At 67.3% G+C, this 13,742-nt stretch carries 10 protein-coding genes and 1 pseudogene; 5 read left to right on the top strand and 6 right to left on the bottom strand.

The window, feature by feature from the left end:
• The first annotated feature begins 45 nt into the window (after nucleotides 1-45).
• Nucleotides 46-390, top strand: coding sequence for a hypothetical protein (locus WBA97_RS10315; RefSeq protein ID WP_424230517.1), 345 nt, complete (start codon nucleotides 46-48; stop codon nucleotides 388-390).
• A 235-nt stretch (nucleotides 391-625) separates the two neighbouring features.
• On the opposite strand, the gene WBA97_RS10310 is transcribed toward WBA97_RS10315, so the two are convergent.
• The 3 genes from WBA97_RS10310 to WBA97_RS10300 are packed head-to-tail and all read right to left on the bottom strand — an operon-like array spanning nucleotide 626 to nucleotide 2,929.
• On the bottom strand, nucleotides 626-1,654 hold the full coding sequence (locus WBA97_RS10310; protein WP_424230516.1) for a 3-oxoacyl-[acyl-carrier-protein] synthase III C-terminal domain-containing protein: 1,029 nt from the start codon (nucleotides 1,652-1,654) through the stop codon (nucleotides 626-628).
• A 25-nt stretch (nucleotides 1,655-1,679) separates the two neighbouring features.
• On the bottom strand, nucleotides 1,680-2,666 hold the full coding sequence (locus WBA97_RS10305; protein WP_424230515.1) for a beta-ketoacyl-ACP synthase 3: 987 nt from the start codon (nucleotides 2,664-2,666) through the stop codon (nucleotides 1,680-1,682).
• Nucleotides 2,663-2,929: a phosphopantetheine-binding protein gene (locus tag WBA97_RS10300; protein ID WP_424230514.1), complete on the bottom strand. Its 267-nt coding sequence runs from the start codon at nucleotides 2,927-2,929 to the stop codon at nucleotides 2,663-2,665. Before WBA97_RS10300 ends, WBA97_RS10305 begins: the two co-directional genes overlap by 4 nt.
• 320 nt (nucleotides 2,930-3,249) lie before the next feature.
• On the opposite strand from WBA97_RS10300, the gene WBA97_RS10295 reads away from it, so the two are divergent.
• The 4 genes and pseudogenes from WBA97_RS10295 to WBA97_RS10280 form a co-directional block, all read left to right on the top strand.
• Nucleotides 3,250-4,350 (top strand): esterase-like activity of phytase family protein, encoded by a 1,101-nt coding sequence (locus tag WBA97_RS10295; protein WP_424230513.1) that lies wholly within the window; start codon nucleotides 3,250-3,252, stop codon nucleotides 4,348-4,350.
• Nucleotides 4,351-4,526: 176 nt separating this feature from the next.
• A complete protein-coding gene (locus WBA97_RS10290; RefSeq protein ID WP_424230512.1) occupies nucleotides 4,527-4,937 on the top strand; it encodes a hypothetical protein in 411 nt (136 codons plus the stop codon).
• A gap of 94 nt (nucleotides 4,938-5,031) precedes the next feature.
• The gene (locus WBA97_RS10285; RefSeq protein WP_424230511.1) at nucleotides 5,032-6,483 is read left to right on the top strand and encodes a DUF1996 domain-containing protein; all 1,452 of its coding nucleotides are present in this window, start codon (nucleotides 5,032-5,034) and stop codon (nucleotides 6,481-6,483) included.
• A 14-nt stretch (nucleotides 6,484-6,497) separates the two neighbouring features.
• Nucleotides 6,498-7,337, top strand: a pseudogene (locus WBA97_RS10280) (hypothetical protein); the annotation flags it as partial.
• Nucleotides 7,338-7,397: 60 nt separating this feature from the next.
• On the opposite strand, the gene WBA97_RS10275 reads toward WBA97_RS10280, so the two are convergent.
• From WBA97_RS10275 to tnpC, 3 genes are all read right to left on the bottom strand, one after another.
• Nucleotides 7,398-10,442 carry an amino acid adenylation domain-containing protein gene (locus WBA97_RS10275; RefSeq protein ID WP_424230510.1) on the bottom strand — a complete coding sequence of 1,015 codons (3,045 nt, stop codon included), beginning with the start codon at nucleotides 10,440-10,442 and terminating at the stop codon, nucleotides 7,398-7,400.
• A gap of 586 nt (nucleotides 10,443-11,028) precedes the next feature.
• Nucleotides 11,029-12,006 carry an esterase/lipase family protein gene (locus tag WBA97_RS10270; protein ID WP_424230509.1) on the bottom strand — a complete coding sequence of 326 codons (978 nt, stop codon included), beginning with the start codon at nucleotides 12,004-12,006 and terminating at the stop codon, nucleotides 11,029-11,031.
• Nucleotides 12,007-12,212: 206 nt separating this feature from the next.
• Nucleotides 12,213-13,679: an IS66 family transposase gene (tnpC, locus tag WBA97_RS10265; protein WP_424230508.1), complete on the bottom strand. Its 1,467-nt coding sequence runs from the start codon at nucleotides 13,677-13,679 to the stop codon at nucleotides 12,213-12,215.
• Nucleotides 13,680-13,742: the final 63 nt, after the last annotated feature.

The raw sequence follows: 13,742 nt of genomic DNA, 5'->3' as shown, positions 1-13,742 counted from the left end.
CCGCCCCCTTGACACGGTGTGATAGCACGAAGTGAGGACGACGGGATGGCAGGCAGACCCGAACCCAACGCAACCAAAACTGCAAAACCCCAGGCCATCCTGGAGACCTGCCCCTCCGGCGAGGAGCCGCCGGAGGCAAACCCCAGCCGCCGGAGGCAAAACCCAGCGAAGGCAACGCAACCGGTGGATCCAGGCTCAACGCCCTCAAAGACGCTTTCAGGACATCGCGACCCGGCTTTCCTGCGGCAGCTCAACGCCCAGGCAGACCACCCCGACCTTGCGGTGATCCTGGAAGCCGATCCCGCCGTGATCGCGCAACGTCTCGAAGAGCGCGGACCGCACAACCGGTTCAGCTCCGCCCCGGCAGCGCCCAAGCCACCGAACGCCTGATACACGCCGGGTTCGACCCAACCCGCCCACCACGCCGCCGCGCGCATCGTGGACCGGCTGACGACGTTCTTCGCCCCCGGCTGAGCGGCTGTCGTTCCGGCTCGTCGCCGTTCTTGGCCGCCGCGTTCGCCTATGACACGCGCCGCGTCTGCAAGCCCTACCAGCGGATTGAGGTAGGGACACCGACGTCACGCCACCACCCCATACCGATTGCCACTCAGGGCCCTGCCTGACTTCAGAGGACGAAGGTGAAGGCGCCGAAGGACATTCCGGCACTACCGACCCATCCGACGCCCCTCTCGCCCGGTCGCAGCCTGCCGGCGTCGATCGCCGCGGCGATGGCCGCCGGGATGGAGGCGGACACCACGTTGCCGGTCTTGTGGTAAACGTGTTCGATCGTGTGGCCGAGTCCCACCTTGTCGGCCATGCCCTGCCAGATGTTCTTGCTCGACGCGTGTGTGAAGAGGGCAGTGACGGTGTCCGGGGCCACGCCGAGGCGTTCGAGCACCGTCAGGGTGTCCGTGACGCCGACCTCGTGCAGTTCGAAGCCGTACGAGGCGAAGTAGCCGACGCCGTTGGCGGCCAGCTTGTCCGATGGTTCGCTGTAGCCTTCGTAACCCTCGAGGGTCACGTTGCACAGCGGGGCGAGGTCCGGGCGGGAGATGAACTGGAACTCCCACGGCGCGTTGTCCTCTGCCGTCAGCACCGTCGCGGTGGCCGCCTCGCCGAGGGTGTAGGCCGGGAAGACCGAGTCCAGGTCGGCGTTGCTGGTGAGCCGGAACAGGTGCGGGAAGGCCCTGCCGCCGTCGCGCAGGCTGAACTCGGCGTTCACGATCATCGCCGTGCAGTATTGGCCACTGCGGAACAGCGACTCCGCCACGTGGACCGCCCGGGTCCAGCTCATGCAGGCGTCGAGGATGTCGAAGCAGTGCGCGCCGCCGAGGCCGAGCGCGGCGGCGGCGTGATACGCCCCGCCCGGTTCGAGGAAACCGCGGCCGATTCCGGTGTAGATCAGGAGCTCGATCTGGTCCGGCCTCAGTTCGGCCCTGTCCAGGGCGTCCGCCGCGGCATCGCGCAGCAGGTCGATCGGCCGCTCCCCGTCCGCGAGCCACCGGCGTTCGTCGGATCCGGTGAAGCGCAGTAGGTTTCCTATCCTGCGCACGGCACGGTCGAGGTCGCCGTCGAAGTGGTTCGCGCTGTGCGTGGTGATCTCGTTCAGGATGTCGTCGTTGGTGACCGTGCGGGACGGCAACGTCGCGCACACTGATCGTAGTCTCATATCCGACCCTTCAGGGGATGCGAACGGCTTGCCCTGCGTAGGCCAGACCGGCACCGAAGCCGACCAGCACCGCCCACTGACCGGAGTGCGCCTGCCCGTCGGCGATGATCCGGTGCAGGGCCAGGGGAACCGACGCGGAACTCGTGTTGCCGGTCATCCGCACGTCATCGGCGACCACGACCTTCTCCGGCACCTCGAGAATGGCGGCGAGCTTCTTGATGAGCCGCCAGTTGGCCTGGTGGGTCACCAACGCGGCAACGTCGTTCCACTCGAGCCCGGTCACGCTGAGGACCTCGCGGACCACCTTCGGCACGGTGGCGCACGCCCAGCGGGTGATGGCCAGACCGTCCATTCGCAACGTCGGGGCGGGCAGGCCCGGGTTGGCGGCCGCCTCGAACTGCGTCGGCCGCACCTCCAGCGCCGCGGCCCGCGCGCCAGCCGATCCCCATACCACCGGGCCGACGCCCGTCGCACCGGTCACGGCCGTCAGCACCACCGCGCCCGCGCCGTCGGCGAACACCGGCCCGGTGGCCCGGTCGGCCGGGTCGACGATGTCGAGCATCCGGTCCGCGCCGATCACGAGCACGTTCCCGCAGTCACCCGAAGCGATCAGCGACCGCGCCACCTGCAGCGCGTAACAGAAGCCGGCGCAGGCGATGTTGACGTCGAACGCCGCGACCGTCAGTCCGAGCTTGGCGGCGACCTGCGGCGCGACGGCCGGGCACGGCTGCGGGTTGGTCGAGGTCGCCACCACCACCGCGTCCATCGCCGACGCCCGCATGTTCGCCCCGCGCAACGCGGTCATGGCCGCGGTGGTGGCCATGACCACCACCGACTCCAACGGCCCCGCCTCACAGCGGGTCTCCACCCCGGTGCGCGACACGATCCAGTCCCGGTCCACCCCGCTCTTGCGGGCCGCCTCGTCCGACCCCACCGTCGGCGGCCGGTACGCGCCGACCGCCATGATCGCCGATCCCCGGCCCGTGGCCCCGGTCACCGCGCACCCTGCTCGGCACGCGTGGTCACGAAATCGAGGATGTCGCGCGGCGTGGCGAACTTCGCCGCCTCGGCGTCCGAGATATCGACCTCGTACTGGTCATCGAGGATCGCGATCATTTCCGCCTTCGCCAGCGAATCCACTTCCAGCTCGTCGAGCGATCGGTCAAGATCCTCGGCGGACAGCGCGATCACCCGGCTGGGAGTGTCCGGGTCCTCATTGATCACCCGGTTCAGAATCATCTCCAGGTCTGCTTTTTCCACGGTATTGCTCCCCTAATCCGGCACACGTTGGATATTCGGCATCTCGGGTATGTTTCTGAAACTCACAGGAAACCAGGCGTCCTTGTCCTGGCCGCACCTCGCACAGTGCCCGCGCCGATCGCCGGTGACAAGCCCAGGTCCCGTGGGACGGAACGAATTCATCATGCACGCCGCCGTGCCCGACATATTCGTGCCGCGTTGTGCCGCCACGTGAAACAACTCATTGCCTGCCGGTTTTTGCGTCACTCAGACTGTTCGTCTGTTCGGGACGAGCGCGGCGCTTTCTGCGCTCGCTACGGTCCGCGTGATGTCGAGGAGTCATGGTGAACGCAACCAGCAATACCGCAAGCGTCCGAACGAGACGCCGGATCCGGCGCGTCGCCGCCATCGCGATGCTGGCCGGTCTCGGGTTGTTCATCCCCGGCACCGCCGCTCACGCGGTGCTGCCACTGTGCCCGCCATCCGGTGCGCTGATCGGCTTCAGCGACGCCCTCGATGGCGCTGTCCTCGACGGGCAGCCAGTCAGTGAACTGTCGGCACTCGCCCTCGATGTGCGTTCCGGCGGATTCATCTCCGTCAGCGACGAGGTGCCCACGCTCTTCTTCCTCCGTCACCCCGCCAGTCCCGAGGCCACCAGGACGGTCCCGTTGCGAGCGGCGGACGGTACGCCATTCACTGGCGATACCTTCGATGGGGAAGGCGTCGCGGTGTTGCCCGACGGACGCGTTCTGGTCAGCTCGGAACTGGAGCCGTCGATCCGCATCTTCACCCGGGGCGGCCTACAGGTCGGCTCGCTCGAGGTACCGGCACGGTTCCAGGTCGCCCCGGCGGGGCAGGCCAGGGCCAACGGAACCCTTGAAGGGCTGACCATCTCGCCGAGCGGCAAGTACGTCTACGCCGCGATGGAGGCCCCACTCAGCGGCGACGCACCGGCGACGGGAGAGTCTCTGATCCGCCGCATCCTCGTCTACCGGGCCGACGGACACGGCGGCTACGCGCTGCTCAAGCAGATCGGTTATGCCACCGAGCCAGGCCACCGCATCTCCGAGATCGGTGCCTACGCCGACGGCAAGTTCGTCATCCAGGAGATCGCGTTCACGCCTGGCGTTGGGGTCGACGACCTGCTGTACGCCGTGACCGGCGCGCTGGGTGCGGTTGACGTCACCGGCGTGCCCAACCTCGCCACGGCACCGGCCTCGGCCATCGTCGAGAAGTCACTGGCGATCCACGTCAACGAGTGCCCGCCCGGCGGAGCCACCCATCCCGGCCCGCAGGCCAACCCGCTGCTCGACAACTACGAGGGTCTCTGGGTGGGCGCGCCGCTGGGCGCCGGACCCGCTGTGCTGGAGATCATCAGCGACAACAACTCCAATCCCACCCAGGTCACCCGTCTGGTGCGCTTCGCAGCGCTCCTGCCATAGGCGCGTGGGTCGCGCAGGGAAGTGAGCACGTCATGAACGGTGAGCCACACCCCAGCCCCGGCTGCCGGGCGCTGCTCGCCGCCAGCCCGAAAGCGACCCAGCAGTGGCAACAGGAAACCAGGTTCACCGTCTTCGAACGCCGCTATGACTGAGCAGAACAGCACAGGGGAAAACTCATGAAAAGGTATTTCAGGTCGGCGCTGCTGCTGACGCCCCGCCTACAGCACATGACCTACGCCGTCGGCTACTCGAACTGCGTCTCACTCAGCCAGCCAGCCATCACCTCAGGCTCGCGAAACGACAGCTTCGACGCCGTACGCGGCTGTCTCGACCTGCCCTCCACCGGGCCCGCGGCCACGACCGTCACCTGGAACACCGGCCAGACCAGCGCGATCTCAGGGACGACGACCGCCGTCAACGTCGGCGGTCAAACGGTGTTCACCTGGCAGGGCACGGTCACCTCAGGGCTGTTCACCGGAGCCGGTTTCACCGAGGTCATCGCACAGAACAGCCTCAACCTGCTCGCCTGCGTCTTCGCTCCGGGTGTCACCACCCAGTCCGGCACCGGAACATTCATCAGCACGTGAGCATGTACTTGTTCCGGCATGCGGAACGAGTAGTTGAGTGTCATCGGCCTCCTTCGCCACGATGGGGGTTCAGTACTTCCTCAAGGGGGCTGCGATGAAGGCACACGTCGTTCTCGGGTTCGTCGTCGCGGCGACGGCGGTTGTGCCGTTGTCAGGCTGTGACACCGGTCCGCCCGGACAACCGGCGGCTGATCCGGTGATTCCCGCGGGCCAGATGAACGTCGTGTGCACCTACAGCCATTCGGCGGCGGACGACTCGATCGTCTACCCCCGGCGGCCGGGTAAGGCGATGGAGCACGACTTCTTCGGCAACACCACCGCCGACGCGTTCAGCACCGGGCCGTCGTTGCGTGCTGAGCCGGTCAGTACGTGCGAGAACGTGGCGGATGCCAGCGCGTACTGGTTGCCGTCACTGCGGCTGGCCAATGGGAAGGTGATCCCGCCGACCTACCAGAAGACCTACTACAACAACCAGGCCGGGTACGTGAGCAACAACCATTACGCCGTCCAGCCGTACCCGGAAAACCTGCAGATGCTGGCCGGCAGCCATACCGGCACCACGCCGAATGTGAATGTCCACTTCCTGTGTACCGGCGCCGGGTACACCAGCGAGATCCCCACCGCCTGTACCCCCCATCCGGTCAAGGGCACCCAGTTCGACATCGCGATCGCGTTCCCGACCTGCTGGGACGGCGACAATCTGGCGCCCATGATTCACAGGGGCATGAACAACATGGCCTATCCGGCGGCGAGCGGGTCGTGTCCGGCCGACTATCCGGTGCGGTTGCCACTACTGAACTTCAACGTCGCGTACCAGGTTGGCCACGTCACCTCCCTGGCAGGCACGGAGCTGTCGATGGACCCCACCCTGGACGCGGACGGCAACGTTGTTCAGCTTAACTGGGGCTCGTTGTACACCTCGCACGCGGACTTCATCAACGCCTGGCAGCCCGAATCGGCCCAGTACATGGTGGACTACTGCCTCAACCGGGCAACCGCGTGCGGGAAGAACGTGCCCTACTCCTACCGTGACGCCGGTGCTGACAGCACCGCCGTCGAAGGCGTCCGCCACGCGACCAACTTCGGCTCGGATCCGACCGTCACCGTGCGGGCGGACAACGGGACAACCGCGCAGTCGGTGGCGTACCTACGGTTCGAGATCCCGCCCGGCGCACTGGAATTCCCGGTCCGGTTCAAGCCCTCGTACCGACTGCGTCTGTACGGCGGGAACGTCAGTGGTACCAGCACCCGGACGCTGAACGTCTACGCCACCAGCACCGGGTGGTCGGAGTCCAGTCTCACCGCCGACAACGCACCCGCCTGCGGCGGGAGCCCGGTCGCACACTTCACCCTGGACGACAAGCAGGGGTATCGGGACATCTACGTCACCAACACGGTCAACGCGGCAATGGCGGAGGGACAGACCCACATCTCGCTGTGCGTCAAGGCCGGAGACGGTGACCCGGACACGTTCACGTTCGACAGCAGGGAAGGGACCAACAAGCCGGTACTCGGCCTGTTCGGGATCACCCCGACCGGGTACTGAACAGAGTGTCCCAAATGAGCTGGATCGCGGCGTCAGCGGATGCCGGCGCCGCGCTCCACCCGGCACTATGTCCCGCCCCGGTCGAGATGACCGTGTACACGGTTGAGGAAGTCGGAGAACCGGACCTGCAAACCGAAACCAGTGTTCGCCCCGGAGCACGAAATGCCGTCCCCGGTGCAGGAGATGTAGGTGAACTCACCACTGCCCGAGGTGATCTCGGCTCTGCCGTGCCGCGGGGGTATACCGCGCTGGGCGATGTGAGTGTGGCCGGCTTCGACAGGCCCGACTCCGGCCAGGTCGTGTGCGTGCGCGCCGATCTGACCACGCCGGGCGTCGATGGCGAGATCGTCTGGGACTCCGCCGGCGCCGATGGCGAGTCCCAGGCCAGGATGGTGCAGCTGTGCGCACCGGTGCCCGGCCCGGAGAACGCCGATGACCCGTACGGTTCGACGATCGCGCCGGGCGGGTTCGTCACCGTCGTCGAAGGCTCGCCCGCACCGGCGACGGCAGGCGGGGCGCAGGTGCTGATGCTGTCGGTGCCGAGGGTGCCGCCGCCGGCGGACCAGCCCCAGCCAGTCCTGACCGAGCGGGCGCGGCCCGCCGAGACCGCCACCGGTTTCGTCTGGTTCGAGCTGACCCTGCCGATGACCGCGGTCACCGACCCGGACAGGAACCCGGCCTGGCAGGTACACAACTCTCCCTTCTACACCCTGCGGTGCGAGGTGTCCTACCGGCTGGCGGCCTACGGCGACAACACCGGCTCGGAGCAGCAGTGGCTACGCGCCGACATCGATGCCGGCGTCAACCAGGCCCGCGGCGACTCCTTCGAGGAGGCCACCGGCATCTCACTCGGCCAGTTCTCCATCGCCGGCCAGCGGTCGGTCGGGGTATCACCGAGCAGGCTCGGGACCGAGTCACGGGACGTCTGCTTGGTGTGTGGTGGCGACGCGCGGTGGGGTCAGGTAGCCGGTCTGGTGGAAGTAGGCGATGTAGCTGTCAAGGAGCCGGTCGTCGACGGGTGGGCAGGTGAGTTCCGCGTCCTTGAGGTCTGTTTCGGTGTGATGGCGTGTGAAGGCGGGGAAGATCCGGGCTCGGTAGAGTTCCTTGACGGTGATGTCGCGGGCGGCAGCGGGGTCGGTGAAGATCGGGACGAACGCGACGATGGGGTGGGTTTCGTGGTGTGCGGCGAAGTCTCGTAGTTGGTGGACCCAGTCGTGGTAGGGATGGATGTCGATCGGGTGTCCGTGGGCGCGGAGCCGGTCGACCATGGCGGGGAGCAGGGCGAATCCCGGGTTGGTCAGGTGGTAGGTCTGCCCGGCCGGGGCGACGTGGGTGGCGAGGTGGACGACAGCGCTCGCCAGGTAGTCGGCGGGTACGAAGTCCAGTGGCAGGTCCAGGTCCGGTGCGCTGCCCATGTCGGTGATCGCCTTGAAGAAGGCGCAGATGGCGGCGTCGGTGTTCCAGGCGCCGTCGGTGGTGTTGCCGGTGATCTCGTACGGTCGGTGGATGACGACCGGCAACCCTTGGCTCGCGGCGAGGCGCAGGGTCTGTTCGGCGACCCACTTGGACTCCGGGTAGCCCATCGACAGGCGCTCCACGTGGGCCAGCGGAGTGTCCTCGGTGACCTCTGTGACGCCTGCTGAGCCGAACCCGGCGAGCACGGCGATGGTCGAGATGTAGTGCACCGGGATGTCGCGCCGGGCCCTTGCGAAGTCGACGACGTTGCGCGTTCCCTCGACATTGGTGCGGCGCAGCCATTCGTAGGGATAGACGAAGTTGACCTGTGCGCCGCTGTGGTAGACGAGGTCGACCGACCCGGCCAGCTCGGCCCACGCGGCTTCGGCCCAGCCGAACCGGTGCTCACTCAGCTCGCCGCGCAGTGCGCGGATCCGTTTCGGGTCAACGGGTTCGACGTGCCCGTAGCGGTGCCGTGCGCTGTGCAGCCGGGCCAGGGCGTGCTCGTCGTCCTCGGCGCGCACCACACAGCAGATCTCCGCCTCGGTCCTGGTCAGTAGTTCCTGGAGCAGGTAGGAACCGAAGAACCCGGTGCCGCCGGTGAGCAGGACGCGGCGCGGATCGCGCCAGGTCGGCGGCGTGACCGGTCCGGTCCGTACCGGCGCTGGGTGCAGCCGGATGTCGGCACGCCAGCGGTCGGCAGGCAGCGGGTCCGGTGTGGCCGTGCCGGCCTGAACGGCGGCAACCGCCTGGGTGAGGACATTCAGGCGCGGAGTCCGCAGCAGGGCGCGAATCAGGTACTGACCGGACGCCCCGTCCAGGCCCAGTATGGCGATGACCCTGGCGATCAGCCGGGCGGCACGCAGCGAGTCCCCGCCGGCGGCGAAGAAGTCCACCTCAGGGTCGATGGGCTCGGACAGCTGCAGGGCGGTGCCCCATTCGTGGGCGAGGACCTCGTTCGGTCCGCCTGCCGGGTGCGGCTCGTCGCCCCGCACGGACCGGGCCAGCTCGCGGTGGTCCACCTTTCCGCTGGCCGTGAGCGGAAGCCGCGTCATGGCATGGAAGGCGGTGGGCACGCTGTGCCCGGGCAGCACCTCGGAAAGGTAGCGGCGCAGCAGGGTGCCGGGGATGGGAGTCGGTACCCTGCTGGTGTAGAACGCGACCACGGTTTGGCTAACCTCGTCCCGCACCGCGATCACCGCGGCCTGGTCGATGTCGGGGTGCTGGGCCAGCAGGCGGCTGACCTCGTCGAGTTCGACGCGAACCCCGCGGACCTTCACCTGGTTGTCCCGCCGCCCTCGGTAGTGCAACACGCCGGCCTCATCCCGGGCGACGATGTCGCCGGTGCGGTAGAGCCGTTCGGGAACGCCCGCCGGGGTGGCGGTGACGAACCGGGCGGCCGTCTCCGCCGGATCCCCCAGGTACCCCTTGGCCAGCCCGTCTCCGCCGACATACAGTTCGCCTTCGCTGCCGGTCGGCGCGAGGCTGCCGTCGGGGAGCAGCACGTAGCAGGTGGTGCGGTCGATCGGCCGTCCGATCGGGACAACCGCACGATCGTCCGTGCCGCCTGCGACGAGGTGAGTGGTGCTGAACACCGTGTTCTCGGTCGGCCCGTAGGCGTTGACCAGACGTCCCGGTGGCGCGGACCGCAGAACCTGACCGGCCAGACCGGGGTCGAGCACCTCCCCGCCGACGAAGAGCAGGCGCAGCGAGCCGAACGCGTCCGGGCACAGCCGGGCGATGAAGTGGAAGACCGAGGTGGTCAGGAAGGCCACCGTGACGTCGTGGCCGCGCAGCCAGGTCCGGAAGGCCGCCGGGTCGAGCAGTAGCTCACGCTCGGCAAGGACCACGCATCCACCGTTGAGCAGAGCCGGCCAGAGCTCCAGCATCGAACCGTCGAACGCGATGGTGCACCCGTGCATGACCCGGTCGGCCGCGGTGATGTCGATCGCGGAGTTGGACACCGCGAGGCGGATCACACCGCGGTGGGAGATCACCACACCCTTGGGTTTCCCGGTCGAGCCCGAGGTGAACATGATGTAGGCCGAGTCGGTGCCCTGGCCGGGCGGGCGCGCCGCGGCAGGCAGCACCTGGCCGTCGAGCAGCGAGTCGAACTCGACGCAGCGCCCGATCCTTCCGCCGTTGGGTAACCGTACACACAGGACCGGATCCGCCTGCCCGACCATCTCCCGCAACCGGGCCGGGGGCAGGGCGTCGTCCAGCGGGAGAAAGGCCGCGCCGGCCCGCAGGATCGCCAGCATCGTCACACATGCCTCCGGACAACGGCCCCCGACAATGCCCACCACTGACCCCGCGGTCACACCGGCCGCCCGCAGTCCACCGGCCACCCGCGCCGACAGCTCCGCCAGTTCGTCATACGTCCAGACCCCACCGTCCCAACTGATCGCCGCACGGCCACCGAACCGGCCGGCCGCGGCAACGAACAGCCGGTCGATGGTCGAGTCCCGGGGATAGGACGCGCTGGTCCGGAGTTCCTGATCCACGAATACCACTACTCCGATCGGAAGGAGGACAACGACAGGCCATTCAGGCACAGGACTGCGAAAGGGGGCAATTAGTCGTCCCGCCACACGGAACACAAACTTCGCATCGTGATCAGGTGCATAACAGTGTCGATTCAGGCACCTGTATCGAAATACATCTTCGACAGGTTGAAAGGACGGGAAGTGAGGGGTATTTTGACTACCGTTTCACATTACTGATCACTGCGCGCCCTACTGGTGGCGGACGAACGGGTTATTTCCGTTGCCGCGCGCGACATTATGGTCAGCCGCGTGTGCCACTGTCTGGAACACCCGCTTGTCGTGGTGGGTCGGTGCGGCGAGACTGTAGTGGTCCGGCCGGGCATATCCCACGTGTGGCGTACCGCCGCAAACGCGTCGCCGACACACGTCCATCGTGAGGGAGATGCCAATGCGCCGCCGTCAAGATACGCACCGTCGGGCGCGTTGTCTCGTCATCTCGATCCTGCTCGCCACCTGCTGAACCAGCGCCTCGATCACGGGCCGGCCGGGGATCCACTCCCGGCCGGCCCGCCGGTGCTTCGGGACATACACAGGTGGTCGGGGATCAGGTGGCGTAGGCCATCAGGGTCGGCTCGGAGTTGACCTTCGTGGAGAGCAGTGCCTGGGCCGCGAAGTTGGCGGCGATCAACGCGACGTTGAGGGTGACATCGAGCAGTGTCACGGTTGGCGCGTACACCTGGGAGCATTTGTTGGAGGGCAGCCGGCTCGGCGAGGCGGTGCCGGTGTTGGTGAGCGCGTCCAGTGAGAGCAGGTACGGCAGCGCCTCGTAGACCAGGCCCACGTGTGAGGCGATGTTTCCGGAGCACACGTCCTGCAGCCGGATGTTGGTGGCGGTGTCCAGTGCGGCGCTGGCCGACGGTACGAGAAGGTCGCTGGAGCTGTAGATGCTGGTGTAGGAGACGGATCCGGGTGTCTTGTCGCCGTCGTTGAGGGCATCGAGGAAGTTCGAGCTGGTGGTCATCTGGCTTGCGGCCGCCGCGCAGGGGAACGCGCACACGAGGTCGCCTGCGGTGACGCCGTCGTTCGGGCTGGCCAGCAGTACGGCGTCGTCGACCTGGTCCTGCAGGCTCGGCCAGTACTTGACCGCCCAGCGGATCTCGAGGTTGCCCTGGCTGTGGCCGATGACGTCGACCTTGATGTCGTTCTGGTCGTACATGTGGCGAATCGCGTAGACGACGTACTCGGAAGCCACCTGGATGTCGTTCATGGCGCGTGCCGGCAGGTCCACGCCGCACACGTCGAAGCCGGCGGCGGTCAACGCGTCGGCGTAGTTCCAGCCCCACGCTTCGCTGTAGGTGCTCGTTGTGCCGTGTACCAGGAGAACCGGCTCATGGCTGGTGTGGGTGAAGCTGGCGGGGCAGTCCAGCGCGGCGGCGAGGGTGCCGGTGGACACCGAGTACGCCGGGTCGGCGCTCGCGGGTGAGGCGCCGGCGACCACGACCGCGGCGCACAGGGTGGCAGCCAACACGCCGGGTATGGACAGGCGGCGGAGCATGGATGTCGAACGGGACGATGGGACCATTGCGACTCCTCATAGGTCGGAGAGAAATGACACTGTCCTCCCGTCCCCACGTGCGGTCCATTTTGTGTTCCGCCACACGGAACACAGCCCGTCGCGAACTTCGGCGTGACGGGAACTGGTGTTCCGCGTACTGGAACACCGGGTGGACCGGATGTTATTGGCTGCCTACGGTGTGGTTGATCACCGACATCTGTTGTTACGCGTACCTATTCAGCTGGGGTGAGTGCTGGTGGTAGCCATGCGCCGGTGGTGAAGAGTTGGTGGAGTGCGTTGAGTTTGTCGAGGCCCCATTTGGTGGCGGTGTCCAGGTAGGACTGGACTATGGCGAAGTCGATAAGCCCGGTCAGGGTGCGCCAGGCGCCGCCGGAGGTGCGTTGTTGGACTTTGACTGGTCGGATCGCTCGTTCGGCGACGTTGTTGGTGAACGGTACGGTGAGGTCGGTTGCGAAGCGCAGGATCATGTCTTCGTAGCGGTGGAAGCGGCGGATCAGCTTTCTCGCGTCGGTCGCGAGTGCCCCGGGTTTGCGGTGGTTGTCGTCTCGTCCTCGGGCCAGGGCGCCGCGGTAGTGGTTGCGGATCGCGGTCAGGACGGCCGGGTCCAGCGCGGTCGCGGCGTGTTCGCGGGCCTGTTGTGCGGCGTGGTGGGCATCGAGCAGGGTGTTGGCCATCGCGCTCGCCCATAGTTGCTCGTCGGGGTCGGCGTCGGACAACGCGCGTAGATCGCGTAGGAGGTGGGCCGCGCACCAGGCGTGCAGTGCCTGGGTCAGATGCTCGTAGCCGGCATAGCCATCGCGGACCAGGACCCCGTTGAACGCGGGCAGGACACCACCGGCGTCGATATCGTCGCTGCCGCGGCCACCGACGTGCATCAGGGTCAGGTACTCGGTGCACGCGACATGCACATACCTCAGCGATCCGGCGGCGCGTCCGGTGGTCTCATCGGCGTGCAGCACCGGCGCACCGGCGAGCAGGGTTTGCATGTGGACGAGGAACTTCTTCTCCAACCGTCGTGCGGCACGGCCGCGGACCCCGGCGAGGAACCCGGTGGAGACGTCGATCGCGCACAGTTTCTCCAACAGATCACGGGCCCGACCGACCGGCAGGTAGTGCGCACACGTCAACAACGCGGCACGGGCCAGGGTTTCCGGACCGATCCGCACCGGCGAACCATGTGCGGCCACGATCCCTCGATGCTCGACCGGCACCGCCTGGTCGTCCCAGCCGGGAGTGGTCACCGTCCCACAACACGGACACACCTTCGAGATCCGCTGATACTCGGTCACCGTCGGCGACGGAGTCGGCGTGAGGTCAACAATCTGACGTCGTTGCCGGCCGCTCTCTTCGGCCCCACGCAGCGAAGCATCACAAGAGCCGCAATGATTCGGGTGAATCTCCAACCGCTCATCCGGATCACCAACCAGACTCCGCGAGGACGACGCCGAACCCGGCTGCTTACCCAGCCTACGCCCCGACCTGGTCCGGCCCGAACGCTTCTTCGCCGGCAGCTTCGCCCACGGCGCATCCGACGACGGCGGCCGCGACGAGTTCGACGAATCCTGCCCCAGCCGGTGCTCCAGCTCCGCCACCCGTTGCGTCAACACCTCGATCATCCTGGCCTGAGCGGAAACCAGCGCGAGCAACTCCTCACGTGACAACTCCTCCGCACCAGACACGCCAAGATCATCTCAAACGCCGCCCCCAGGCTCACAACGGCCACCAACCAGCTGAACAGCTAC

The sequence above is a fragment of the Actinophytocola sp. genome, assembly GCF_049647105.1.
In the GTDB taxonomy this organism is placed as follows: Bacteria; Actinomycetota; Actinomycetes; order Mycobacteriales; family Pseudonocardiaceae; genus Actinophytocola.
Note: the sequence above shows the minus strand (reverse complement) of the source record. Positions and strands in the feature narration are given on the sequence as shown.